Annotated in this window: 21 protein-coding genes; 7 read left to right on the forward strand and 14 right to left on the reverse strand. The window is 61.5% G+C overall.

Translation table 11 applies throughout. The features are described from left to right. Positions 1-3 precede the first annotated feature (3 nt). Positions 4-726 (forward strand): sugar kinase, encoded by a 723-nt coding sequence (locus ACGHX3_RS16850; RefSeq protein WP_394697322.1) that lies wholly within the window; start codon positions 4-6, stop codon positions 724-726. A gap of 177 nt (positions 727-903) precedes the next feature. Here ACGHX3_RS16850 and ACGHX3_RS16855 read toward each other — a convergent pair whose 3' ends face one another. From ACGHX3_RS16855 to ACGHX3_RS16905, 11 genes are all read right to left on the reverse strand, one after another. Then, on the reverse strand, positions 904-1,764 hold the full coding sequence (locus ACGHX3_RS16855) for a hypothetical protein (RefSeq protein ID WP_394695664.1): 861 nt from the start codon (positions 1,762-1,764) through the stop codon (positions 904-906). After that, the gene (locus ACGHX3_RS16860) at positions 1,761-2,258 is read right to left on the reverse strand and encodes a hypothetical protein (protein ID WP_394695665.1); all 498 of its coding nucleotides are present in this window, start codon (positions 2,256-2,258) and stop codon (positions 1,761-1,763) included. Before ACGHX3_RS16860 ends, ACGHX3_RS16855 begins: the two co-directional genes overlap by 4 nt. Further along, a complete protein-coding gene (locus ACGHX3_RS16865) occupies positions 2,255-2,899 on the reverse strand; it encodes a hypothetical protein (protein ID WP_394695666.1) in 645 nt (214 codons plus the stop codon). The genes ACGHX3_RS16860 and ACGHX3_RS16865 overlap by 4 nt, the downstream gene beginning before the upstream one ends. A 111-nt stretch (positions 2,900-3,010) precedes the next feature. Next, positions 3,011-3,253, reverse strand: a complete 243-nt coding sequence (locus ACGHX3_RS16870; RefSeq protein ID WP_394695667.1) for a hypothetical protein — start codon at positions 3,251-3,253, stop codon at positions 3,011-3,013. 1,302 nt (positions 3,254-4,555) lie between these two features. Next, positions 4,556-5,731: a nucleotidyltransferase gene (locus tag ACGHX3_RS16875; protein WP_394695668.1), complete on the reverse strand. Its 1,176-nt coding sequence runs from the start codon at positions 5,729-5,731 to the stop codon at positions 4,556-4,558. Between the two features lie 14 nt (positions 5,732-5,745). Continuing rightward, positions 5,746-6,873 carry an SAVED domain-containing protein gene (locus ACGHX3_RS16880; protein ID WP_394695669.1) on the reverse strand — a complete coding sequence of 376 codons (1,128 nt, stop codon included), beginning with the start codon at positions 6,871-6,873 and terminating at the stop codon, positions 5,746-5,748. A 250-nt stretch (positions 6,874-7,123) separates the two neighbouring features. Beyond that, positions 7,124-8,098 carry a hypothetical protein gene (locus tag ACGHX3_RS16885; RefSeq protein ID WP_394695670.1) on the reverse strand — a complete coding sequence of 325 codons (975 nt, stop codon included), beginning with the start codon at positions 8,096-8,098 and terminating at the stop codon, positions 7,124-7,126. A 3-nt stretch (positions 8,099-8,101) separates the two neighbouring features. Then, positions 8,102-9,898 (reverse strand): DUF3696 domain-containing protein, encoded by a 1,797-nt coding sequence (locus ACGHX3_RS16890; RefSeq protein ID WP_394695671.1) that lies wholly within the window; start codon positions 9,896-9,898, stop codon positions 8,102-8,104. Then, positions 9,895-11,184 (reverse strand): restriction endonuclease subunit S, encoded by a 1,290-nt coding sequence (locus ACGHX3_RS16895; RefSeq protein ID WP_394695672.1) that lies wholly within the window; start codon positions 11,182-11,184, stop codon positions 9,895-9,897. The genes ACGHX3_RS16890 and ACGHX3_RS16895 overlap by 4 nt, the downstream gene beginning before the upstream one ends. After that, positions 11,181-12,836, reverse strand: a complete 1,656-nt coding sequence (locus ACGHX3_RS16900; protein ID WP_394695673.1) for an N-6 DNA methylase — start codon at positions 12,834-12,836, stop codon at positions 11,181-11,183. Before ACGHX3_RS16900 ends, ACGHX3_RS16895 begins: the two co-directional genes overlap by 4 nt. A gap of 31 nt (positions 12,837-12,867) precedes the next feature. Next, on the reverse strand, positions 12,868-15,120 hold the full coding sequence (locus ACGHX3_RS16905; protein WP_394695674.1) for a DEAD/DEAH box helicase family protein: 2,253 nt from the start codon (positions 15,118-15,120) through the stop codon (positions 12,868-12,870). A 189-nt stretch (positions 15,121-15,309) separates the two neighbouring features. Between ACGHX3_RS16905 and ACGHX3_RS16910 the strand changes: the two genes are divergently transcribed. Continuing rightward, positions 15,310-16,941 (forward strand): hypothetical protein, encoded by a 1,632-nt coding sequence (locus ACGHX3_RS16910; protein ID WP_394695675.1) that lies wholly within the window; start codon positions 15,310-15,312, stop codon positions 16,939-16,941. Between the two features lie 184 nt (positions 16,942-17,125). On the opposite strand, the gene ACGHX3_RS16915 is transcribed toward ACGHX3_RS16910, so the two are convergent. The 3 genes from ACGHX3_RS16915 to ACGHX3_RS16925 form a co-directional block, all read right to left on the reverse strand. Beyond that, positions 17,126-17,959, reverse strand: coding sequence for an NrdJb (locus tag ACGHX3_RS16915; protein WP_394695676.1), 834 nt, complete (start codon positions 17,957-17,959; stop codon positions 17,126-17,128). 120 nt (positions 17,960-18,079) lie between these two features. Beyond that, complete coding sequence (locus ACGHX3_RS16920) at positions 18,080-18,670, reverse strand: hypothetical protein (RefSeq protein WP_394695677.1); 591 nt, start codon at positions 18,668-18,670, stop codon at positions 18,080-18,082. Between the two features lie 460 nt (positions 18,671-19,130). Next, on the reverse strand, positions 19,131-21,281 hold the full coding sequence (locus tag ACGHX3_RS16925) for an adenosylcobalamin-dependent ribonucleoside-diphosphate reductase (protein ID WP_394695678.1): 2,151 nt from the start codon (positions 21,279-21,281) through the stop codon (positions 19,131-19,133). A gap of 536 nt (positions 21,282-21,817) precedes the next feature. Between ACGHX3_RS16925 and ACGHX3_RS16930 the strand changes: the two genes are divergently transcribed. From ACGHX3_RS16930 to ACGHX3_RS16950, 5 genes are all read left to right on the forward strand, one after another. Beyond that, the gene (locus ACGHX3_RS16930; RefSeq protein ID WP_394697323.1) at positions 21,818-23,287 is read left to right on the forward strand and encodes a Do family serine endopeptidase; all 1,470 of its coding nucleotides are present in this window, start codon (positions 21,818-21,820) and stop codon (positions 23,285-23,287) included. 213 nt (positions 23,288-23,500) lie between these two features. Then, complete coding sequence (locus ACGHX3_RS16935) at positions 23,501-23,863, forward strand: hypothetical protein (RefSeq protein ID WP_202924151.1); 363 nt, start codon at positions 23,501-23,503, stop codon at positions 23,861-23,863. A gap of 9 nt (positions 23,864-23,872) precedes the next feature. Then, entirely contained in the window at positions 23,873-24,346 is a 474-nt protein-coding gene (locus ACGHX3_RS16940) for a phage holin family protein (RefSeq protein ID WP_394695679.1), read from the forward strand. Further along, positions 24,346-24,777 carry a hypothetical protein gene (locus ACGHX3_RS16945; RefSeq protein ID WP_162337493.1) on the forward strand — a complete coding sequence of 144 codons (432 nt, stop codon included), beginning with the start codon at positions 24,346-24,348 and terminating at the stop codon, positions 24,775-24,777. Before ACGHX3_RS16940 ends, ACGHX3_RS16945 begins: the two co-directional genes overlap by 1 nt. A 171-nt stretch (positions 24,778-24,948) precedes the next feature. Continuing rightward, the gene (locus ACGHX3_RS16950) at positions 24,949-26,064 is read left to right on the forward strand and encodes an AI-2E family transporter (protein ID WP_394695680.1); all 1,116 of its coding nucleotides are present in this window, start codon (positions 24,949-24,951) and stop codon (positions 26,062-26,064) included. Positions 26,065-26,070 lie beyond the last annotated feature (6 nt).

Genomic DNA, 26,070 nt, shown 5'->3' on the forward strand with positions numbered 1-26,070 from the left:
TCTATGAAACCCGGGGCGATTCACTTCCTGTTCCCGCCCGACTGCCTGGTCGTGGTGATCGGACAGGACGGCCTGGTGGCCAACACACTGAAGTACCTCAACGGCCAGCCCGTCATCGGGGTGAATCCCGAACCCCAACGCTGGGACGGCGTGCTTCTTCCGTTCAAGGTTCAGGACCTGAAAGCGCTGATACCCGAGGCACAGTCCGGCAAGCGGCCGACCCGCTCCGTCACGATGGCGCGCGTCAAGCTCAGTGATGGCCAGGAGCTGCACGCGGTCAATGACCTGTTCATCGGGCCGCGTTCGCACGTGTCCGCGCGCTACACGATCGAGATGGATGGCCGGCGGGAGGCCCACTCATCCAGCGGCATCATCGTCTCAACCGGAATGGGGTCAACAGGCTGGTTCCGCAGCCTTCTAACCGGCGCCTTGGCGATGGCCGGGCCTGCCAGTTCGGAGGAGCTCAAGCTCCTTCAGCATGCAGGGTTCCCTTGGGAATCGAACCACCTCTACTTCACCGTTCGAGAGCCGTTCCCCAGCCGTAGCTCACAAGCAGAACTCGTGTTCGGTCGCATCGAAAGAGGAGCTTCACTGCAGCTGACATCAGCGATGCCGGATTACGGCGTAATCTTCAGCGACGGCGTCGAGAGTGACTTCCTTGAGTTCAACTCAGGCATCAGCGCTGAGGCGGGAATCAGCCCCAAGAGCGGAACGCTTGTTCAATGAGGGCAGTGGGACGCAGAGGAAGTTATCGCTCGTCTGAGTCGACAACCATCCACAAGTAGAGTCCGAACACTCTCGCTGCACCACGACTGAGTTCGGCTAGAAGCGGACATCGACCAACGCTTGAGTTAAGCCGCGCTGCGATGTCGCGTCGGCTTGAATGGATCGTTAGCCAACACATTAGAATCTCACAAAAACTGTCAGCGTGTAGTCATGTTGCTCTTGAACGATCCGGTCGTACTCGACAGAGAGCTTCACGAATGCGGGCATCTTCAGCCTTCCCACAACGTTTAGGTTGCTCTTAGCCTCGTTCGACAGATTCAGCACCAGCTTGCGGCTCAGAAGCTGGTTCGCGCCATCTCTCCGCATCTCGAGCAGCGTGCGCATGTTCGGATCTGCCAGCAGTCCAGTGCGCCGTAAGAGCAGATCAGCAGCAGCAATGTCCGGTGGACCGCCCGCAAATTCGTCACGCAAGTTCATCTGAGCGCGGAAGCGCTCGAGCTCTTCGGCCTCCACAGAGACCTGCGCCTTGACACCGTGCCGTTCGCCTTGCGCATCGATAGAGGTCTTCCCAGTGCGGGTGCGGAGATCGATCTGCTCTACGATGACCTCCTTCGCGCCAAGGTGCATGCAGAGGCTCGAGAAGTACATGTGCTTCGCCAATGCAAAACGTTGAGGCGCGAGAGATGCTTCTTCGTAGGTGTCGGGCTCAAAAGGACTCTGCACAAGCATAGTACCTGGGCGTGCAAGTCCACTGTCCACGATGTTCCTAAGCGCCATCGACAACTCGCCCTGTGGGCGCACCGGGAACTGGAGAACGTATGCTTCTTCATCGAGTAGCGACTGGGCGGCCCCTGGCTCGTACGCGCACTTCTCTAGATCATGTTGCTGAAGAACGAGGATCGCCTTTCGGACGCTCGGATCGTCGGGGAAGAAACCTGTAGCCATAGCTTGAAGTTCGCTTGATTTTTTTTCTTCTGAAGCCGAGATCGTCGCGCCAACCTCGGGTACGAAATGTCTGTGCGCCTTACCCTTGGTCACCAGTCCTTTAGCACCAACCAGAAGACTACGACCAACAGCGCGAGCCCTGCCGCCCCTGCCATGCGCACGAGCTTCTTCGTCGAGGATTTTTTTTTTAGGGTTTCGAAGGAGCCTCTAGCTAGCTCGAAGTGCTCCCGTTGCAGGGTACGCCCGATCCTCTTAGCGAAGTCGTCCAGCGCTTCGGCTACCGATTTCCCAAAGGCATCGCCGGCCGTAGTGTCGTAGTCGCCGTAGCAGATGATCGGTGCGGTTCGCCCCGCGTGGTCGCGCTGAGCCGATGGAACCTCGACGACAAAGTGGGATGCGTCGGCAGTCAGCAGTACGCTACGCTCCTCGACGAGTCGCACGCCATTCTTGATAACGCTCGACACCTTCGAGACCGCCTCTTGCCGCTGTACAGTATCGTCCGGCTCAAGGTTCTTGCCGTGAACATGGATGTGATCCGGAGATGTGTTGTCGAGAGCTTGCGCCCATAGGATGAACTTGTCCGTCACGAAATCACCTGCCTGAAGATCTCGTAGACGAGCGCCTCGGTACCTTGAACCGTCTTCATGCTGCCCAAGACCACCTTCGCCTGCTTCGCCCCGCCCCCACGCAAGACGATATCCATGACGATCGGGAGCTTCCTAAACTTGTCGACATAGTCGCCGATGCTGCCAACCGAGGTACTAAGGAACTCGGCGTCAAAGTCGCAGTGAGTGCCGATGATGAAGAAATGCGGCCGCGATTTGCGGTTCTCCAACCATCCACCGATATGCCTCAGGTCGTCCCTCACTCGCGCCTCGACATCACGGTCGCCAGCAATGAGTCGATCAGCCCGCAGGAGGTAGAAAACGATATCAGCCTTGTCGTGGAGCTCCTTCCACTCACCGTACGCCGCCTTGTCGCCCGACACGTCAAGCGACTCCTTGACCTTCAAGTCGAGCTCGTTCAGCAGAAAGCGGCGCGCCGATGCCTTCTCAGGCGCCACTGTTTGTTTGTATTCAGCAGGAATCGAACCGGATATCAGGAACTTTACAAGGTGTGTCTTGCCGACACCTCTTGCCCCAAGAACGGCGAGCCGCTTGCCATTCAATGCCACAACGATATCGTCCCACTTGACGGCGATCGTGGTGCCAGCGAGTGCGGTTACCACGGCAGCTGCTATCCAAATTACCGCTATAGGTAGAGGCATATTTTATTCTTTGCTAACACCCGAATTAAACGGCGCCACGAAGCAGCGTCGGCTTAAATGAACCTTTAGAACTCATCCGACGATGCTGATGCGGCCTGCTGCCTCATAGTCCGCATGCCGACTTTCCCAGACACTATGAGCTGATTCAATGTCAAGAACGTCGATGACCCATCTGGTTCCATCGATGCTTTCCAGTTCGTACTCTCCGTAGTAGCGCCAACCACCGCGCCCAGCATTGTTCCCGAAGTTTATCCGCCGAATGACTCCCTCGATGCTTGATCCGTCTGAAAGGTGCATGGAAACGATGCCGAACATTGGGATCTCTCTTGGAGCCGCGGCTATACGGACCATGTCTGCATGAGTCTCAGTCCAACGTGCCATAAATTTCCCCTGTGAGTTCCAACTACCCAATAGCCGGCTTCATGGGTCCGGCTGTACCAATTATCCACAGCGCACCGTAAGGCGGGCTATCCCCTTATACGGCTCGATCTTAGGGGGGCAGGGTCCGACTAACAAGCCGATGTATAACCGGACACAGCGGGTGCAGAGCGTGCGATCCGGCGGGCGTCTGCTTTGGGCCGCGGATTCATGTGATCGAAGCAACACACGGATAGCTACTTAGGCAGCAGGGGGCGGGGCGGAATCGTTCAACTGACCAACGGATTGTTAGCCAGTTGGAGCGAGCCCCACCAATTGTAGGGCTGGGTAACTGGTCGCTTCTGGCCACAATCGGCCCTCACCGACCTAGATGCCCCAGGGGCTGATCACGGCGTGCAGTCCGCTGCACCCGACTGATTCGTGGGCCGGAGTGGTCAGGCCCTAGCAGCGTCGAACTTATAGCCGGGAGGTTCACGCCGATAGGGCGATTCGTCTCGCGCATCCGCTAAAAGCACTTCAGGGGAAAGGTCCATGGCATCGGCCTGTGGAACTGTTCTGCCTATCAGAGCCACTATGGAACTTTCGTTGGTCGAAGTCTGCAACGATACGGCGAAAATATGGACGCGTAGCGAGAGGACGCAAACTAGCCAAGTGCCATCGATACGAACACCTGCCGAGGCGTTGCCGGCAACCACATGGACATGGAAGCTTGTTTGCAACGCGTGGGCGGACACACAGAGCAGCCAACGCAAGCCTAGTGCTGACGGGTGTACTCACGTGAAGGAACCGCTGATAGTCTTCCAGAAGACCCGGGCTGTAGTGCGGAAGTTCGTTGAATGGCCATCCAACGCCTCCCTGCCTACGCCACGACGCAGCGTAGAGGAATGGAACAACACATTGGTCGACGAAATCGGTCAGGCTGGACCGTCGGCCAAGCTTTAGCCGCACAGCCAGAGGCGACCCTAGACAAAAATCACCATCTGGGTTTACGTGCTCGTCTACCTCTCTCGGTATCCGCCCATCAAGCTCGAATACCTCCGGCAATTCGTCATCGCTATCAACCCGGATATCGATTCGAACCCGATAGGCATCGTCGATCTTGGGCAGACCTTTCGGCTCCAGCTCGAACGCCAGAATTCCTTGGACAGAGACAAGACCGGGCTCCCTCGCGGGTGACCGCCGCAGCCTGGACCAGGATCCGAGTAGCTCTTTGATGGAATCCTCGGTGAAACGCATGCGTTACTGATCCGCCCAAGGCCTGGTCGGTTCCCCTTGGAGCTGCACACTGCGCACGATCGCCGGGGCGCCGGCGATAACCCCAAAGCGCCGGCGAACCGCTTCCGATAGGGTTAACTTGAGCGCATCTTCGGAGGATTCGACGACCTGGCGAGGATCCGTGCCGTCGAGGATTTTCCCGAAATCCCGCATGGCCTCACCGATCCAACGGTGAAAGTTCGTCTTGAGTTGCAGGTGGATGCAATCCGGGCGCGTCCACCGGTCAGCGAAGTTTTCTGCCGGGTTGACCGGATTGGGTATGAAGTCCATGTTCGAGCGGCGGACCGCATCCAGCGCCTGCAAAACGCGACGCATCGTCTGGGAAAGCGATTCGCCTGCGATGTATGCGCCACCCGCGACAGTGGTCAGGATGATCGATACCGGCTTGCGATCGGAGTCATCCTGGAACATGACATCCCTGTGCCGTTTGAGCAGTTGCACGACCTGCTGCAGCGGAGTCTTGCTGCGGTACACCGGCGCAGGATCGACCTGCGCTTCTGCCAGATACCTCCTGACGCCCCCGTGCATGCGGGAAAGGAACCAGAGCTGGTAGCCACCCGGATTGCTCGACGGCCAGTCATCCGAGATCTGGGCGTAGTCCTTGTGCTGCATGTCCGTGATCCACAGGGCACGCCGAGCGACTTCCTGTGCCAGCTGAGCATCGATGCCCGTCACTTGCATTGCTTCGATCAACACGCGTCGACGAGCATCGTCGGCCCGGATTCCAGGCACGACGTCCATGTGGAACGGCAACTCGTCCTTGTAACTCAAGCGCCAGCAGCGGTTCTTTTCCGTCAGCGGCTTCTGGATACCGCGAGCAGTGCGGTAGTCAGCCAGTTCGTCACCGACCAGCTTCTTCAGCTGACTCTGCGTATGCGTCTGCTGGCTGATCCTAGACCGGAGCTTGCACGAGAAGTCGAGGTCGAACTCCTCCCCCTCGATCACCGGCCGGATCGGGGTCCCGAAAGCGAAGGAGCCCTGGACGAAAACGTGCGTGTCGTAGGCCACCAGCCTCGACTGTGGTCTTGCGAGCCACTCGCCGAGATCCTCGTAGCGGCGGAGAGCCAATTCATAAGCCCGTTCTGGCAGGTCGACTTCCTGCCAGAGGGCAAGGAGGCGTTGGTCAGCATCAGCTGTCATCGATATGTCCTTGATCAAGCGGCTTGGTTGATGGTCGATGCTCGGCGCGGCCCGAGTTCCATCACCGCGACGAATGCATTGGTTTCGCCTTCGCGGTCGTAGATCACGTACCGGTGGGCGTGCTGGGTCGACAGCAGCGCTCCGAACTCGATCGCAAGCGCAGCGGGGATTGCGGCAAACACGTGAATTGGCTGGTCGGACTCCGCTTCCAGCTGGCTGAGCCGGACCTGCAATTCCTTGCGAAAGGCATGAATTGCGGCACGACTCTGGAGCAAGTCATAACGTGGCTGCGGGGTCGTGAACGTCGCGATCCGCTGGGCGGGAAGTGCAGCCAGGACGTCTCGTTGCGGAACCTCAGCCGACAGTGACAGTACGAGAGCGATCGGGCCTTCCCCATCGCCTGGTGGCGTATAGAGGAACTCCGGCGGCGGCGCGAGCGGGTTGGGCCATTGCAGGATGTATTGGCGGTCGCGGGAGTACAGGAACCGGTTACTACGGTCTCCCAACTGGCGTCCCACACGGATCAGGCTGGGGATGTCGGCTACGCCTGCAACGCACAGGTTGAGGGGATCTCCATGCCTGCTAGTCCGCTTGGCGAGTCGATCCTCCAACTGCTCGTCGACGGAGCGCTCGACGGTCTGCCAATACAGCTCGTCTCGGCCATTTCTACCGGGCTCCGGAAGCACATGGACAACCGGGTCAGCTTCGGCCCACAGCCCCTCGGCAAGCATCGCCTCCTGCAGATCCCGCGGCCGGATCACGTTTTCGGTCGCCCAGTGCCGTCCCAAGATGATCAATCCTTGGGCCCGCTGGGTTTCCCCTCTTTGCGCCGCATGTCGAATCTGGGCGATGTGGGAAAGATGGTGCTGCTGGAGGTCCGAAATGGGATAAGCATCCGGCGAGCGGTCGGTGCGCCTGTGATCACCAGGGCACAGCAGTAGCAGGTTGTCCGGATCGCTACTGAGCCGTTCAGCCTCTTCCGGGGTGTAGTCTTCGAATGCACGCGGCCCATCCGGGCTGGCTGGAGCGATATGTGCGACATCGCCCAGCTTCACGGCGCGCCCGCTGCGCAAGTCCACCGTCAAATCGGCGCCGCATTGCTCACAATGGCCGGCGGCGCGAATCCAGACCAGCAGTTTCACGCGTTCTGGCACATCGTGCCGCTTCTTCCTGACGCGGGGCGTAGCTTGCTTAGTGCTTACTGGGGACTTTGACGGCATGGATATTTCCCGTATTCCTGTACTCGACCTGAGCCCGTTTCACCGGCACAAAGGCGCTTAGTCACGATTACCAGATGCCCTTCTCAGGAATTGAGACGGGTCGGCTTCGTCGTTGGGAAATATTGCTCGCCCCCGGCCATAGGGCGGGAGGAATTGAGGCGGAGTGCCGGGGTCACGGCCCCCAGATATGGATGGCGCGAACGTCTGCAGTCATGCTGTCAATGATGTCGGCATAGGACTTTGCCGCGTCCCAGGTTTTCAGCGAGACCGCGCAGTCGCGCGTCACAATGTCGGCCTCGAACGGCTCAAGACCATGTCCCAGGTCCCACACGTAGTGGTCGCCAAACATCACGAAGCGATCCCGATTGATACGTTGTCCGCCGGCGAGATAGACCGTCAGTGAAGCTATTCGCGGCAAGGCATCGTTGTCGCGCAGGCGCAGCAGATCAGCGATGATTTCGCCGTGAGGAATGGGTCGGTTATCTCGGAACGGCGATAGCGCATACACGCTGACATGCTTGGCCTTCACTGACGAGGCCGAAAGATAGGTCAGGAAGCGTGTCAGTTCTTCCTTCCGCTCGATTACATGACGCGTTACCGCGTAAGGATCGACGATTGAAACCCGCTTCAACCTGTCTGTGGAGGCGGCAGCGATCGGTGCAAACCTTTGTTCCCAGACTTCTCGCGCACCGTCACCTTTCCGGATATGCAGTGCCGCTGCCTGTTCGCCTGCCGTAAACCCGTCGCAGGCGCCGGTACTCGCGAGAGTGATCAATTCCAGTTTCAAGGCTTGTGCCTCGGCCTCCAGAGTTTCAACTTGGGCGTTACGCGCAAAACAAATCTTCGCCACCTTAGACAGTCCGCCCAAGGTTGTTGCATCCAAGTCGCCTCTCCATAGCTGCCCGCCGGCAACGGCTGGCACACGTTGCACGAAGTCATTCCAGCGCCCGCGCAAGACACTACCTTCACCAATGTCATCAATGGCCTGCCGTAACTTGGAATTGCTCAGATGTTCGCCGTCGAACACGAACAAACCTATGCGTTTCCAAGCCCGGAGCAAGGCATCATGGTGTCCGCGCAGTTCGCGAGGCGTCCAATGAGCTTCTCCGGCGATGGCCTCGGCTTCGATGGCAAAGGGAACCAGCATCGGTCAACGCCCCGCCTCGCGCTCCTGGAATGATTCCTCAAAGAACCCGCCCGGCCACCGATCAATGAAATCACCATCCTCGTCCACGCGGATCTGTAGCACCTGGCTGCCAGCGCCTGCAGGCTGGACATAGAGCACAGAAATATCGTCGGCTGACAACTTTCCTTCGCGCATACGGCGTAGCAATCGAAGAATCAGATGCTCACTGTGCGTTTCGAGGATGAAGGTGTTTCGCCGCTCACCAAGAGCAGACTCGATGAAGACGTCACCGAGCTCGGCCTGCAAAGAAGGATGCAAGTGGATCTCAGGTTGCTCCATCGCCAACAGCTTCCCCCGGGAAGCGTAAGCCATCACCAGAACAGGAAGCACTTGGGAAATACCAATACCAACGTCCCGGTGGGTGACCGCGGTCCTGCTCCGCATATCCATCAACACGAGCTCATTGACACGATCAATGCGCCCATCGTTGAGAGCGTTGTCTATCAATAGGTCGCTGTAGCTCTCGAAATCGTTCTTGATCGCCGACTCGATTGACTCACCCTCGACCTCTTCTCCTCCGAACTCCCACGAGTCACTCGCCTCGACTTGAATGTCACGAATCTGTTCCAGGCTCACAAGCTCCTTTATTCGAAGCTCGTACGGCGTCTTGAGCTTGTCCGACCCTAACCAGGCGTTTACCGCGTTTCGCACATCACTATTCCGGCGCACCACGTCCCATGCGTAGCCACCACCGGCGTACCAGTTGCTGTCCTCATGCTCCGAATGCGCTAGGTGCCTCGCTGGAAATGAGCGAAGTGGCCCCAGGTACTGAAGCTGATTCAGTTCCCAGGAAAATACATCTGCAATCCCTTTAACAAGATCATTCAGAGTTTTCGGCAGCCAGAAGGCTAAGGCCTTGCTGACTTCACTCTCTACCGATGAACCCGCTTCCGAGATCACCACGCTCGACGGCAGAAAGTGATCTACCTGAACCTCGATGCGGGACAATAGAGCACCAAGCGCCTCATTGACCTCTCGTTTCCGCTCGCTCAGCGCAAACGTATTGGTCTCAACAATGGCGTCAATGACCTGACTAAGTACCCCGTGGTCACTATTCAATCGATCGATACGTAGGATCTGGAGCGCTCTTTCCCCGACCTCACCTTCGCGCTTCTTTGCCTCGCCCTTGACTATCGCAGCTACTTCTTGACGAGTGATTCCCGCCTCCGAAGCCATTGCCAGAACCCTATTTACGGTCTGCGGCAGATCCGCGCCGATGTCTCGCCATAGGTCCGCTCTGAATCTTTCGGAATCTACATCAGCAGGTCGACGGCTCATGCGCAGCAGTTCAACGTCGTCAGCAAGAACCTCCATCGTGCTGATGTGCGGCTCCGCACCCTTAAGCGGTCTTCCTTCGTTATCGCGCTCCATCCCAAGAGTGACAATCAGCGCGACTTCATTGACGCCAGACAGCAACTGCTTAAGCTGTTGATAGCGAAGCACGTCACCCAACTCAGCAACGTTCAACACCGCACCCCACTCAACACCCTTATCAAGTTGGCCACGGTGGACGAACTGACGGTACCCGCCCAGGTCAATGGCACTCCCGCCAACTTCTGTATGGCGCACATCCAGGCGTGCACGCCCTGGCTTCTTGCGCCCGAACTCAGCCTCGTGGGCCAATGCGAGGCTGTGGATGAAGCTACTCTTGCCAGCGCTGTTGGGCCCAAACACCAGAGTGATTGGCTTGACAGGAATAGTCTGGGCGTCGGCAAAGGCCTTGAAATTACCCACACGCAAGGCTTTCAGGCGACGGCTCATGCGACGATCTCCTTGGGCATGGGAAGGCTCAATGCCTTGGCCTGCCCCTGCATCTCACGCAACAGTTCTTGCATGTGTGCCTGGCGCCATCTCGCTGTAAGCTCACCGTTGAAAGCTTTTTGCAGCAGAGCACTGAAAACCAGCTCCACATTCTCCGCCCGCGAGCTAATCTCCAAAGCTTGCCCCGCTTGTTGAGCAAGTCGTGAAAACTCACGCTGAAGAGCAATGGGCGGGGAAATAATCGGAAGACGTGACAAGTTTCCTCTCGATATGCGCGCCCTGGTTGTCCCAGTTTGTTGTTGCGCAATCAATCCTCGGAAACCTGCAGAGTTGATGCAGTGCATGAGCCATATAGGGTCAGGCCCACCGGCATGTGGGCGAATTACACAAACGTCAACAACTGTGACGCACTCTTTCGCGTCGCCTGGGAAAATACATGCGCGACCAAGCGGGTCAGGCATACGTGCCAACAGAATGTCGCCGGATTTGAGAAACGTGCAGCGCAAACGTAACGCCGTTTCCCTAGTGAGAAACCGCGCCGACTTGTTGACATAGCGGCCATCTCCAACATCCGCCAGCTGAACCAAACGAACGTCACCATCGGGGTCCTGATCTTTTGATTCAACCCAATCACCATCGGTAAATACTTCTGCATCTTCCAGAAGATCACCCAGCGGCTTCGCATCCCACTCCATCGGATTCGTCGCAGGGTCGCCGAACATTTTCAGGAACAACGCTGGCAGGATGCGAGCGGCCTTGGCATCGGCTTCGCGGCGCAGACGACGCAGGGCATCGGCCTGGACGAGCAGATCGACGATGCGGCGTTGCTCTTTGACTGGCGGCACCGGAATTTTGAAACCGCGCAAGGATGAGCGTGAAACCTCTTTGAACGTGGTAGAGCCAGCAAGTCGGCTGATATCAGGCGTGAAAAACTGCAACGCGTACGCGAGATAGCGGTTGTAGATTTCCGGCCCAGCAATCAGATTGTTGAAGCCCTGATTTGTCACCACCGGTACATTCGCAATGGCTAGCTTTCCGATCGTCGCGCGCGTCGAATACAGCACCGCACCCACCGGCAGGACATTGGCGGAAATCGACCCCAAGCCTTCGTCAGTGATGGTTTCTTCTGTGCGCTCAAGATCAAGAATTCCATTTCCAGGCATAGGCAAATCAGTCGGCGTTACCCAGAAATGACCCGGCCCCCAGTAACGCGGCTCGCCACGGCTCGGCGTGCTGCCGCCAACGACATCTGCAACCTTCTCAAGCGCGACGAGCGGCCATGTCATTCCGCCAGCTCCGCTTTCAGCTTCTCAAGCCCAGCCACAACCTTCTGGTAATCCGCCAGCACTTCACTGATAAGTTCAACCGGGTCCTCATCAGATGCCGTCTCGGCAACGCGCGGCTTCCACTGTCCAGCACCCAGGTTGTATCCGCCTTCTGCCAGGCGTTCCGTGGTCACCCACCAACTGCTCGGCTCCTCGCTGCCAGCTTCCAGCAAACTACCCGCTTCCACGCCAGGAGCTGATACAAAGCCACTGGCCTTGTACGCCTTCCATGTCTCCAGCAAATCCGGGATGTCGTTCTTGTCTGGCGTTTCCACGCGGCCGCCGCCGGCAATCTTGTCCGGATCGAAACCGTCGTTTCGAATTTCGTAGAACCACACCTTACCCAAACGCATGGCGTTGTCCGCCAACGGCTTGCGGAAGACCAGTACCGCGGTCTTGACGCCTGCATAAGGTTTGAACACGCCCGCCGGCAGACTGACCACGGCCAGAAGGTCGAAATCCTCCACCAGACGCTTGCGCAGTTCCACATATGCCCCCGTGCTGCCGAACAGCAAGCCTTCCGGCACCACCACCGCGCAACGGCCACCCGGCGCGAGGTGTTGCATCATCAGACTGAGGAACAGCAGTTCGCTCTTCTTGCTGTTGGTCGGAAGATCGCTGCGGATCGAATCCTTCGGCAGTTGCCCCGCAAATGGCGGATTGGCCAGGATTACCTTGTACTTGCGGCGCAAGTCGTCCTCGCTCAAGCCGCCCATGTCGGAGAGCGAATTTGCGCGCTTCAGCTTGGCCTTGCTAATGCCATGCAACACCAGATTCATCATGGCGATGCGCACCATCTGTCGCGATACGTCGGTACCGAATATGGAGGCTTCAAGCACATCCCATTCCACCGGCAACTTGTCACCATACCCCTTGCGGTAAGTCTGGAGATTCGGGATTTCCACCTTCAGTTGGGAAAGCGCCTTGCCCTTTTTCTCTAGCCAGTCCTCGCCATAAATGGGGTATTCGCTGAGGTGTTCCGCGCTGGAGTACTTGGCCAGCATGTAATCCACCGCATCGATCAGGAAGCCCGCCGTACCGCAGGCCGGGTCGAAGATCGTGTCGCCCGCATCTGGGTCGATCATCTCGACCATGAAGGAACGAATTTGGCGTGGTGTGCGGAACTGACCCAAATCCTGCGCATTGATCTTGCTCAGGTAGGTGAGCAGGTATTCGTAAATGTCGCCCTTCACGTCCGGGCCAAGCTCAGTAAAATTGACCGAATCCAGCTCGTCAACGACTTCCTTCAGCACATTGGCGTCGCTGATTTCTAGCTTGGCGTCGCGGAAGTATTCGGCCACTTCCGGTGCATCCTTCGCCAGTGAAGCCATGTACGGAAACACTTCATCACGGATGAAGTCGTGCAGATCGGTGCCGCTCTTGAAGCGCCACTTGCTCCAGCGATAGCGTTCGGACTGCGCCGGGTATAAGGATTTACCGCCGCCGGTGGCGCCCATTCGCGAACGTTGTTCGCGACGATTCTCTTCCTCGTCCAGCAACTTTAGGAAAATCAGGTAGGAAATCTGCTCGATATAGGTCACCGGATAGCTCACGCCCCCGGCAAAAAGGGTGTTGGTGATACGGTCGAGCTTGCGGCGCAGTTCCAGATTCATACTTTCTACTTATGTTGTTTAATCCGCACGGTCAGGCGACCAGCACGGTAGAGTTGATTTCGTCGATAAGGTTGCCCAACCCGGTTTCGCCGAACATCTCAATGCCCAGCCCAGCTGCATTGAGCAGGGACAGCGGCGGGCTGAACAGATCATCGATGCTGACCTTGCCCCTGGAGATGCCACGGTTCTTAAGCAGGGACAGGTATTGCGCCTGTTCCGGGCTGAAGTTCTTGCTCACCAGCCAGGCGCGGAAGTTTTCCTCGATGATTTCCGGGCGCGACTTGGTCTTGATCAGACCCAACGCCTCGCGAATGAAGTCCACCAGATTTCCGCCGGGCTTGCGATAGGCACGACGCAGGTTGTCTTCGTTGAAGTATCGCTGCGGCTGATTGAGGCGATGCGCCAGCGCATCTTCTTCCTCACTGGTCAGCGCATCGCCGGCCTTGATCTTGACCAGCGCTGGATCGTTGTCAGCGCCCTGCTGCACGGTCTTTTCCCATTCGGTGACGTACTCGCGCTTATCCACGCGTTCGCCATCCGGCCCCACTTCGATGTAACTGACCGCTTGCAGCCATTCGTCGTCCAGACCGAGCTCGATCAGTTCGCGACCTGTCGGGCCCGTGTGAGGTTGCGGCTTGCGATAACCGCCCCCACCAGAACCGGTGAAGATGTCCGTATCCGAATCGTTGAAATACTCATGGTTACCGAAGAAGTCGTAGATCACGAACTTCTCTTTGCCAATGTGCGGCGCAGTGCGAGTGCCACGGCCCCGCATCTGCTGGTACAGGATTGGGCTGCGCACCCGGCGACACATGACCAGATGCAACACTTCACGGCAGTCAAAGCCGGTGTCCAGCATCCCCACACTGACCGCGACCATCGGCAGCTTGTCTTGCTTGAAACGCCGGATGGCGTCATCAGCATCGGCAATATCCGAAGTGATTACCTCGGCATACTTGCCCTTGTACTCGGGGTGAAGCTCGTTCAGGTATTGGGCTAGCCGCGCGGCGTGGTGCTTGGTGATGGCGAACACCACCGACTTGCCGGGACCGTCCTTCTGGCCAGGCGCGAGCTCCTTGTAGTTCGCCCACGCCAGCTTGTCGAACTCCTGCATCATCAGCTTGTTGCTGGCTTCGTTCGTCCACTTGCGCTCGAACTCCGCAGGGTCGTACTGAGCGCCCTCGAATTCCGCACCTTCGCTCATCAACGTGGTGATGCCCGTTGCGAACTTGTACGGGACCAGATGGCCTTGCTTGAAGGCCTCCTGGATGGGATAGGAGTAGTCCGGCGTGCTGTCCTTGCACTGGTAGAACTGGAAGGTATTGCGCTCGATGTACATGGCCGGGGTAGCAGTCAGGCCGATGTGCAGGGCATCGAAATGTGCCAGCGCGGTCTGCCATGCCCCATAGATGGAGCGATGGCACTCATCCATCACCACCACGTCGAAGTATCCGCTCGAGAGCTCTTCCACGCGGCCCATCATGGTTTGCAGCAGGCAGACTGTGATCTGCTTTTCCTGACGGGCCACTCCAGGCTTGAGCCAGTAGCTGGAGTACTGCGGCAGCAGGTCCTGGATGGCCTCGATGGCCTGCTTGGCCAACTGCTCACGATCCACCAGGAACAGGATGCGTTCGGCATGACCGGCCTGGATCAAGCGCTTGAGATAGAGCGCAATCAGGTCGGTCTTGCCGCAGCCGGTTGGCAGTTCGATCAGGAAACGACGCTTGCCGAGTTCGGCGGCATGGTCGAGCGCCTTCATTGCCTCCTGCTGGTACGGGCGCAGCAGACGCGTCTCGCCGGTACGGACATAGGTTTCTGGGATCTCGACTTCGGCCAGCGGCTTACGCTCGCTGCGCAAATGAACGAGTCGCTCCAGATCGCGGCGCGTGTACAGCGAGGACACCGGACGGGCATCGTCGTTCTGGTAGTCCCAGAAGTAGATCAGCTCGCCATTGGTGAGGAAGATGAACGGGGCACCGACCTTCTTCGCGTACGGCAACGCCTGCTGCTTGGCGGTATACGGATTGATGGCCTGCTTTTTGGCTTCAATGACTGCCAACGGTCGGCCGCGCTGGTCCAGCAGGACGTAGTCGGCGAATCCCAAAGCCCCTGGGTCGACAGTACGGACGGCTCCAACAGCAGACCCCGCCTCGCGAACCTGGAATGTCTCCGAGACAGGCACCTCGGTCCGCACCTGCGACTTGTCCGCCGGCGCCCAGCCGGCCGCCCGGAGCAGGTCGTCGATCAGGATGCGGGCGTCGGCTTCGGAGGACGGTGGGGTCACTGGAGTCGGTTCGATATGGGAGAAAGGGCTTGGGCCGGGAAGGGGGTCCGGCTGTGTTGCCTACCCCCATACTTTAACGGGCCTGCCCCCTCGATTCGCCCATGATCTGAGACTTAGAGGGTTTTCGGGAGGAATCGAGGCGGATTCCCTGACTTGGTGCCTGTGGCTGCCCCCGTCCACAATGGGGGAATGCGCTCGACCCCCGACCTGCTGACCGCCATATCCCGCCTGCTCCCCAGGATTGCCGAAGAGAGTGGCGATCGGGAGGAGATTCCCGAGACCGAGCTTCTTCAGCGCCTGATCGACGCTACGGGCGTCGGATCCGAGGAGGCAGGGACGGCTCTGGGCGTCGTTCGGCGCATGCTCCAGGCGCTCTCTGTGCTTGATGAGGGCCGTTTGTGTAGCGATGTCTGGGCCTTCGCCTCCTTCCCGGCATCCTTGATGGCTCGGAGCGTACTGGGCGGCCTTGGCGTGGCGGAATTCCGACTGCTTGAACCAGGCTTCTGGAATGCCAGTGAGTACCTGGTCGAGCGGCAGCGGGCGCTCATCAAGCGGTCAGAGGAACTCCGCGCAGCCCTACCGGCCGGCCTGGTGCCTATCCGCCGGGTCTGGGTCTCCTGGGCTTGGATCGCGCTGGACGGGAAGTTCCTGATGGTGCGTCGAGAGGATCCCGTCCCACACCGAGATGGCAGTCGGGGCCAGTTCGTGTTCCCCGGCGGCCGTGTGTCCAACGAGGACCTGCCGGAGTTGGTGTACCTGACCGCTTCCCAGTGCTTGGACTTTTTCGATCCGAGCACGGAGATCGACCCCAGCCACACCCGCTATGCCTTCTCCCAAGCCGTGAGGCGGGAACTGCGAGAAGAACTCGAGATTCCCGGCAACGCTTTCGAGGCCGAGACCTCTGTGGGTGAACCCATCCACTACATCGCACTGGAAGGTGCGAAGAGTGCCTACTCCACTACCGAATATCACATACAGCCTTTCAAGGTTGCCCTGAAGGATGCCGGCAAGACCGCCCTGCTGCGCTGCTTGGCAACGCATCCAGATCGTTTTGCTTGGTTTACGGCCGAAGAATTAGCCGCTGGCGTCAATGCGGCAGGAGCCAAGGCCTTCGTCGATGCCATTCGACAGGGCGGCCCGACACTCGACCCGGACGCCTTCAGGATTCCCATCGGCAACGCCTCCCCCTTGAAGGATCCTATCGATATTCCAGGCAGGCCTTCGGAACCTTTTGCCGTCGGCATCGCAGGCCGAGAGCGGCAAGTCCATGTCGGCCTAGATGCTGACGAGATAGAACTGCTGAACTGGCTTGCAGCCGTGCGCCGTGGGGATGACATTGAAGAGTTGGCCCTCGGCGTGTCCATAGCCAGCGGCACTGGCTGGGTTCTCGTCGAAGACGATCATGTTCTCACTGGACTGAGGGCGCTTGCCGCCAAGTTGGACGCAGCAGGGCTGCCGCTGCTGGATTTCCACGACCGAGCCGCTCGCTTGAATGCGGTGACCCCGTACTTCTCACCCTCATCACTGTCGATGGAGATTCAGGACGAACGCCGCGGGAAGTCATACCGCCTGAATCTTTCGCGTCGTCGAATACAGTCGCTCCTTGGAGTGGCCGTAGCCAAGGAAGCCTCGATATCCTTGCCTGAAATCCTGGGCAATGCGGTTTATTCGCTGGATCAAGGCGACCCTCAACCCGCCTTGGACAGCATCGAAACCGTCAAGCGAATGCAGCGCGAGATTCGAGGGTTTCTGGACTCGATTGGCGCGCGACTACTAGTTCGCCAGGTTGATGGAGTCCCTGAGCTTGCAGTTGACCGTTAAGTCACTCTGGTTCGCACAGCCAGCGATTCAATTCTCATTGCCCGGCATGTTAAGTCACTGCGACCGCACCCTTTACGGCGATCGCTGGAAGCAGAACCAATAGCCAGATTCTAGCCTTATAGGCTAAGAATCTGACCTTTTCGGTGCGCGGACAGGAGATGATGAGCATTCTTCCTAGCTGTGCTCACCCGCACTTCGAATACCCACAGTTCAAGCACGTCGCGCACCCGTCCATGATGACGAGGGCCTTGGTGCTGCACTTGTGGCAGAGGGTCGCAGAGGGCGGGAAGCTGGCGCCATCGCCGGTCACGGCGATGTCTTCGGAGGAGCCGGGGACCGCGCTGCCCCCATCTGCCCTTCGGGCATCTTCCCCCGCGACGGCGGGGGAAGAGGGAACTGCGCTTACGTCAGAGTTTTTTTTTGCGCGGTCTTCGTACTGCTTGCGCTTCTCGGCCAGGATGGCGCGCTGGTGCGCGCTCATTTCCGGATCGTGGATCAGCCCGATCGACTTCATGTGCTCTTCCACGATGGCGCCCAGCTCCGCCACCAGCGACGGCATGTACACGCCACCGGCCTTGAAGTAACCACCGCGCGGATCGAACACGGCCTTCATCTCGTCCACCAGGAACGTCACGTCGCCGCCCTTGCGGAACACCGCCGACATGATGCGCGTCAGCGCCACGATCCACTGGAAATGCTCCATGGACTTGCTGTTGACGAAGATCTCGAACGGACGGCGCAGCTCGTGCTCGGTGCCCGCGTTCAACACGATGTCGTTGATGGTCACATACATGGCGTGCTCCACCAGCGGCGACTTGATCTTGTAGGTGCTGCCGATCAGGACTTCCGGGCGCTCGATGCGCTCGTGCATCTGGATGATGTTGTCCTGCGGGGTTTCCTTTTCCACCGTCTCGCGCGGCACCGACGCCGTCGGAATCAGCGCCGCGGCTTCGCGCGCCTTGTCTTCCGGGGTGAGCACGCTGTAGCCCTTGATTTTCTTGTCGATCTTGACGGCCATGACGGTGGAATCCTGTTCGTATCTGAAAGTTGTCGTCGATGGGTGGACGCCTGGCCTTCCGGGCCGGCCCCACCCCAACCCTCCCCCGGACCCGGGGGAGGAGGGGTAAAGCATCAGGTCTTACTTACGGGCCGCTTTTTTCGCGGCTTTCTTCGGGGCCTTGCGGACGGCTTTCTTGGCCGCCTTCTTCGGAGCGGCCTTCTTCGCCGCCTTCTTCACGGGCGCCTTGCGGGCGACCTTCTTCACTGCCTTCTTGACCGCCTTCTTCGCCGGCGCCTTCTTGGCGGCGGCCTTGCGAGCGACCTTCTTGACCGCCTTCTTGGCGGCGGTCTTCTTGGTCGCTGCCTTCTTGGTGGTCTTCTTCGCAGCCTTCTTCGCCGTCTTCTTGGCGGCCTTCTTGCCGGTCACCTTCTTCTGCAGGCTGGCGGCTTCGGCCTTGGCGGCGCTGCTGGCGGCGGCCAGCTTCTTCTTGGCCTTGGCGACGGTCTTCTTCACCGCCTTGGTGGCCTTGTCGGTGCGCTTGGCCACGGCCTTCTTCGCCTTGGCGATGTCGGCGGTCACCGTCTTGCGCGCCTTCTTGGCCGCCTTCTTGGCCTTGGCGACCGTCTCGCTGGCGGTGGAAGCGACCGCTTCCCCGATCCCCGCCACTGTTTCCTTCACGCTTTCGGCTGCGCCGGAAAGCGTCGCCGTGACACCATTACCGTTGCTCATGTTGCCCTCCTTGTGGGCGAGGTTGGTTTGACGCTGCCGATGCTATACCCGATGGCGCGGGGTGGAACGGTGAAGCGGGTGAATCGGTGGTTCAACTTCCTGGAGCTGCCCCTTCCCCCGCGTGCGGGGGAAGGTTGGGATGGGGGCGCTGTTGGCTGAGAGCAAAAGCAACTCGCTGCGCTCGCCTCCCCTCTCCCGCCCCTTCGGGGCACCCTCTCCCGCGAGGGGAGAGGGATACAGCCAGTGCTCTTTCCTTTCCTTCTCCCCGCGAGCGGGGAGAAGGTGGCCGGAGGCCGGATGAGGGGCCGCTGTTCGCTGAGAGTCAAAAGCAACTCGCTGCGCTCGCTCCCCCTCACCTGCCCTCCGGGCATCCTCTCCCCGCAGGCGGGGAGAGGCGTAAAGCGATGTCCTCTTTCTTTTCCGCTCCCCTGCAATGGGGGAGAGGAGCACAGCGCGTTCCTCAGAACTTGCCGTAATACCCTTCCTTCAACGCATCGAACAGGTTGGCGGCGGTGTGCATCTCGCCGTCGTACTCAATCTGCTCGTTGCCCTTCACTTCGATGACGTTGCCGTCTTCCAGCTCGAAGCGGTAGGTGGTGTTCTCCAGGTCGGCTTCCTTCACCAGCACGCCCTGGAAGGCGGCCGGGTTGAAGCGGAACGTGGTGCAGCCCTTCAGGCCCTGCTGGTGGGCGTAGCGGTAGATGTCCTTGAACTGCTCGTACGGGTAGTCCGTGGGCACGTTGGCGGTCTTGGAGATGGAGCTGTCCACCCACTTCTGCGCGGCGGCCTGCACGTCGACGTGCTCCTTGGGGGAGATGTCGTCGGCGGCGATGAAGTACTCCGGCAGCTTCGCCTCGGGGTCGTCGGAGAACGGCATGGCCTTGCCGTTGACCAGCTCGCGGTAGGCCAGCAGCTCGTAGGAATAGACGTCGACCTTTTCCTTGGTCTTCTTGCCTTCGCGGATCACGTTGCGGCTGTAGTGGTGCGCGAACGAGGGCTCGATGCCGTTGGAGGCGTTGTTGGCCAGCGACAGGCTGATGGTGCCGGTGGGCGCGATGGAGCTGTGGTGGGTGAAGCGGCTGCCGACTTCGGCCAGCTCATCGACCAGTTCCGGCGCCACCGTGGCCACACGCTGCATGTAGCGGCTGTACTTGGCGTGCAGCACCTTGCCCGGGATTTCCTGGCCGACCTTCCAGCCGTCGGTCGCCATCTCGGGGCGCTGGCGCAGCATGGCGGCGGTGACGGCGAAGCGCTCCTCCATGATCGGGGCCGGGCCCTTCTCCTTCGCCAGGGCCAGGCCCATTTCCCAGCCGGCCACGGCCATCTCACGGGCGATGGCTTCGGTGAACTCGCAGGACTCGGGGCTGCCGTACTTGTGCTTGAGCATGGTCAGCGTGCTGCCCAGGCCCAGGAAGCCCATGCCGTGGCGGCGCTTGCGCAGGATCTCCTGGCGCTGCTGTTCCAGCGGCAGGCCGTTCACTTCGACCACGTTGTCGAGCATGCGGGTGAACACGCGCACGACTTCCTTGTATTCCTCCCAGTCGAAGCGCGCCTGGTCGGTGAAGGGGTCGCGCACAAAGGTGGTCAGGTTGACCGAGCCCAGCAGGCAGGCGCCGTACGGCGGCAGCGGCTGCTCGCCGCACGGGTTGGTCGCGCGGATGGTCTCGCACCACCAGTTGTTGTTCATCTCGTTGACGCGGTCGATCAGGATGAAGCCCGGCTCGGCGTAGTCGTACGTCGAGACCATGATCATGTCCCACAGGTGGCGGGCGCGGATGTGGCCGTAGATCTTGCAGGCCACCAGGCCGTCGTCGCGGACGATGTAGTTCTTGTGGGTGGGCCACTCGCGCCAGACGACCTGGGCGGCGTCCTCGACGTCGATGTCGCCCTTCTCCTTGACGTTCACCGGGAACACCAGCGGCCAGTCGGCGTCGGTGTCCACGGCCTCCATGAAGCCGTCGGTGATCAGCAGCGACAGGTTGAACTGGCGCAGGCGGCCGTCTTCGCGCTTGGCGCGGATGAAGTCCTTGACGTCGGGGTGGGAGATTTCGAACGTGCCCATCTGCGCGCCGCGGCGGCCGCCGGCGGAGGACACGGTGAAGCACATCTTGTCGTAGATATCCATGAAGGACATCGGGCCGGAGGTGTACGCACCGGCGCCGGCGACGAAGGCGCCCTTCGGGCGCAGCGTGCTGAATTCGTAGCCGATGCCGCAGCCGGCCTTGAGGGTCAGGCCGGCTTCGTGGACCTTGTCCAGGATGCCGTCCATCGAGTCCTCGATGGTGCCGGACACGGTGCAGTTGATGGTGCTGGTGGCGGGCTTGTGCTGCTGGGCGCCAGCGTTGGAGGTGATGCGGCCGGCCGGGATGGCGCCACGGCGCAGCGCCCACACGAAGCGCTCGTACCAGTAGGCGCGCTTCTCGGGGGTGGCTTCCGCGTCGGCCAGGGCGCGGGCCACGCGCTGGTAGGTGCCGTCGATGTCGGCGTCGAGAGCCTCGCCCTGCTTGGTCTTCAGGCGGTACTTCTTGTCCCAGATGTCCTGGGACGCCGGCTGCATGGGGACCAGGGTGGGCTGTTCCGTCTTGATCGCCTCGAGGCGCACCGTACTCATGGTTGTCTTGTTCTCCTGAACGACTGGAACGTCATTGACTGTGGTGGCGGGCGGGCCGTGGCCCACCCCGGTACTCATTGCGGTGCCGGACGACGGAGACGACCCCGCGCGCGGCCGCACGACGTGCGCCACACCGGTTGCCGATTTGTGGACGTGGACCCTGCCGATGCCGTGGTGCCCACTGCTTCCCTCGCCCTCATGCGCCAATCCCCAAAGGCGCCCGATTTCCCAAGGCGTGTTGCCCGAAAAAACACCAGCACTTGGGTCCGCTTCGTGCTGGACCGCAACATCTTGTGTCAGCACGAAGTGGCAAAACTACGCCCGGGGGTGCCCCCTGTCAACCGGATTGACATGACATTTGCATGGCAGCGACCCCACCGTCCGTCATCACGCGGCGAACCGCGACGGACGGTCGCAACCGGTGAACTTCATTGCAGGTTTAGGGGTCGGTCAGCAGACTCATTCAGGTTCGCGGGCGGCGCCGCCGGCCCGCTCCCTCCTTCGCAACGAGCTGCCGACCGACCATGAAGAAAACGCTGCGACCGTTCCCCACCCTGCTTGCCCTGTCCGCCGCCGCCGCGTTCGGCGGCTTCGCCGCCACCGGCCTCAACGACCTCTTCCAGAAACCCGCCCAGGCCGCCCCCAACGCCGCCGCCGCGGTCCCGACCGTCGCCGCCCTGCCCACCGCCGTGGACGGCCAGGTGCTGCCGTCGCTGGCGCCGATGCTCAAGCGCGTGACCCCGGCGGTGGTCAGCGTGTACAGCCGCCAGACCGTGCGCGTGGCCAGCCCGCTGGGGCCGTTCGGCGACGATCCGGTGTTCCGCCGCATCCTGGGCATTCCCGACATGCCGCGCGAACGCGTGGAGCGCGCGCTGGGCTCGGGCGTGATCGTCGATGCGGCGCGCGGCTACGTGCTGACCAACCACCACGTGGTGGAGAACGCCGACGGCGTGTCGGTCACGTTGAACGACGGCCGCCAGGTGGAAGCCGAGTTCATCGGTTCGGACCCTGACACCGACGTGGCGCTGATCCGCATCCCGACCCAGGGGCTGACCGCGGTGCCGATGGCCAACAGCGACCAGCTGCAGGTCGGCGATTTCGTCGTGGCGATGGGCAACCCCTACGGCCTGGGCCAGACCGTGACCTCGGGCATCGTGTCGGCGGTGGGCCGCAGCGGCATTCCGGTGGCGGGCTACCAGAACTTCATCCAGACCGACGCCTCGATCAACCCGGGCAATTCCGGCGGCGCGCTGGTCGACCTGCAGGGCCGGCTGGTCGGCATCAACACCGCCAGCTTCAACCCGCGCGGCAGCATGGCCGGCAACATCGGCCTGGGCTTCGCGATCCCGATCAACATGGCGCGCGGCATCATGGACCAGCTGATCGCCAACAACGGCGTGGTCCGGCGCGGCACGTTCGGCGTGGAATCGCAGGACGTGGACGAACGCACCGCGCGCGGCCTCGGGCTGGACGTGGCGCGCGGCGCGCTGATCACCCGCGTGTATCCGGGTTCGGCCGCGGCCACCGCCGGCCTGCAGCCGGGCGACGTGGTGCTGTCGGCCAACGGCCAGCGCGTCGACAACCGCGCCGCCCTGCACAACTTCGAGGGCCTGCAGCCGGTGGGCACGCAGGTGGCGCTGGACGTGCGCCGCGACGGCAAGCCGCTGCAGCTCAGCGTCGCGTTGAAGGAAGGCGTGCGCAACGCCGAGGGCGCGACGATCGATGCGCGCCTGACCGGCGCCACGTTGAAGGAGCTGGACGAATCGGCGCGGCAGCAGCTGCGCGGCATGATCCGCGGTGCGCAGGGCGGCGTGCAGGTCGGCAACGTGGTGCGCGACAGCCGTGCCTGGAACAGCGGCCTGCGGCCGGGCGACATCATCGTCGCCAGCAGCAGCGGCGAGTTCGGCGACCTGCCGGGCTTCCGCGCCAGCTTCGAACGCAAGCCGGCGCAGCTGGTGCTGAACATCCTGCGCGGACGCGGCACCGGTCGCCTGCTGATGCAGTGAGGGAGATGACGTGGGAATGGGGAATGGGGAATGGGGAATGGGAATGGGAATGGGGAATGGATTCTTGCGTCCGCCGAAAGTCGCCGGACTTCCGGCGACGATATCGCCTCATTCCCCATTCCCCGTTCCCCATTCCCTGCTCCACCTAACAGCCCGTTCACTCCCGTGCATTAGAGTGACCGCATCCCCCGCCCGCAGGAGACACCCATGAGCATGCCCACCAACACCGATGCCCTGAAGTCCAACCTCGGCGAAGCCGGATCGCACCTCGCCTCGGCCGCTGCCGCTGCCGGCGAAGCCATCAAGGGCGCGGCCAGCGCCGCCGGTGACGAACTCCGCCTGGGCAAGGCGAACATCAAGTCCGAACTCGCCGACGGCGCGCTGTCGGGCCTGGCTGCGGCCGAAGCCGGCGGCGGCGCCGCCCGCGAGCAGGTCGATGCGCTGATGGACAAGGGTCGCGACCTGATCGACAGCGCCGCCGACCTGATCCGCGAGCGCCCGATCGCCTCGTTCGGCGTCGCCTTCGCTGCCGGCTGGATCATCGCCAAGCTGGCGCGCAGCGGCGGCGACAAGTAAGCCCGCCGCGTGAGCGACGCGCCCCGCGACACCGAGACGCCGCCACCGCCCGACCTCATCGACAGCCTGAAGGAGGTCGGTGAGGCCGGCCGTGCCGCGTACGGCTCGGCCAAGGACACCGGGCGCGCGATGCGCGCGCTGGTGTCGGCCGACTTCGCGCTGGCGCGCAGCGCCTTCGGCCGCGCGCTGGCCTGGGCCGGCGTGGCCATCGTGTTCGGCGCCTCGGCCTGGCTGCTGGTCACCGGCGCGCTGATCGCGCTGATGCAGCGCTTCGGATTCTCCTGGCTGCAGTCGCTGTCGTTCGCGGCGCTGCTCAGCCTGGCGGTCGCCGCGCTGGCGGCGTGGAAGGTGGGGCGCTACTTCGACTACACCGGCATGCACGCCACGCGCCGGCAGCTGTCGAAGCTGGGCCTGTTCGACGAGGACCGCGCGGACGAGGAAGAGCCGCCGGCGCCGCCTCCCGCCGGCAACGGAGGCGTCTGATGCGTTTCGAGCAACTGCAGCAGCACGTGGAGCGTGCGGAGAAGCGGGTGGAACTGCGTGGCGCGCAGACGTCGCTGTACTGGACCATCCTCAAGCAGACATGGAAGGACGGCTGGACGCCGGGCCGCATCGTCATCGCCGGCGTGGTCAGCGGCTTCCTGGCCGGGCGCGCCGAACCGCTGCGCGCGATGAACGGCGCACGCTGGATGCAGATGTTCACCGCGGTCTCCAGCTTCGTGGCGAGCGCGCAGGCGGCGGCCGCGGCCGACACCGCCGAGCAGGCAGCCGATACCGCGCAGGACATGCAGGAACAGGCCGAGGGCGTGCAGGCCGACGAGGAGCCGCTGGTGGACGAGGCTTTCGACCAGGACGACATCGTGGTCACCGCCCCGCGCCCGGCCGAAGCGGCGACGGAGCTGTCCGAGCGCTAGGGTTAAGGGTTGTGGGAGCGACGTAAGTCGCGAGCTCTTCATGTGGCCGTGTCCCGCCTAGCGCGCGGGTGAACGCACCACACGCGCCCGACCTCCGCGCCCATCGCGACTCACGTCGCTCCCACAGGATTGCCGCCACAATCGCGCATCCCTCCAGGCGGCCACCTGCCCATGAGCACACCTGCTCCACCCGACACACCGCCCGCCCCGGTTACGCCGCCCGCCCAGGTCACGCCGCCACCTTCACGCCCGCGCGCGTCGACGCCGCTGCTGGTGCTGGCCACGCTGGCCGTGGGCTACACGCTGTGGGCGGCGCAGGAAGTGCTGCTGCCGGTGCTGCTGGCGATGTTCTTCGCCCTGGTCGGTAACCCGATCATCCGCGTGCTGCGGAAGCTCTACATCCCCCGCTTCGTCGGCGCGCTGATCGTGCTGGTGGGTGGCATGGCCGTGGCCGGGCTGCTGGCGCAGAAGATGCTGCCCTCGGCGATGGAATGGGCGCAGCAGGCGCCGCGCGAGATGCGCCAGTTGGCGCCAAAGCTGCGCGAACTGACCAAGCCCGTGCAGGACGCCAACAAGGCCGCCGAGAACTTCGCCCGTGCCGCCGCCGGCAGCCAGACCGGACGGCAGCCGCAGATCGTGCAGGCCAGGCCGGACGACCCGTACGGCAAGCTGCTGGCGACGCCGCGCGTGGTCGCCTCGCTGCTGGCGGTGGTGCTGCTGACGTTCTTCTTCATGGTCTACGGCGAGAACCTGCAGCGCAACGCGATCGCGCTGCTGCCCGGACGGCAGCAGAAGAAGTTCACCGTGGAGATCCTGCATTCGATCGAGCGCGAAGTGTCCCGCTACGTGCTGACCATCAGCATCATCAACACGGTGGTCGGCTTCGTGTTCGCAGGCGTGCTGTACCTGCTGGGTCTACCACTGGCCGAGGCGCTGCTGTGGGGCACGATGGCGGCGCTGCTGAACTTCGCGCCCTACGTGGGACCGTTGATCGGCATGGTGGCGATGCTGCTGGTGGGCTTCATCTCGTTCGAGCAGCCATTGCAATCGATGCTGCCGGCGATCGCCTACCTGGTGTTGCACACGATCGAGGGTCAGATCGTCACGCCGATCATCCTGGGCAGGCGGATGGCGCTGTCGCCGCTGATCCTGATCCTGGCGCTGATGCTGTTCGGGTGGTTGTGGGGAATCATCGGGTTGTTGCTGGCGGTGCCGTTGCTGGTGTGCGTGAAGCTGGTGCTGGCGCGGGTGGAAGGGATGGAAGGATGGGCACGGCTGCTGGAGTAGTCGCGG

This window comes from Pseudoxanthomonas japonensis (genome assembly GCF_043632995.1).
Lineage (GTDB): Bacteria > Pseudomonadota > Gammaproteobacteria > Xanthomonadales > Xanthomonadaceae > Pseudoxanthomonas_A > Pseudoxanthomonas_A japonensis.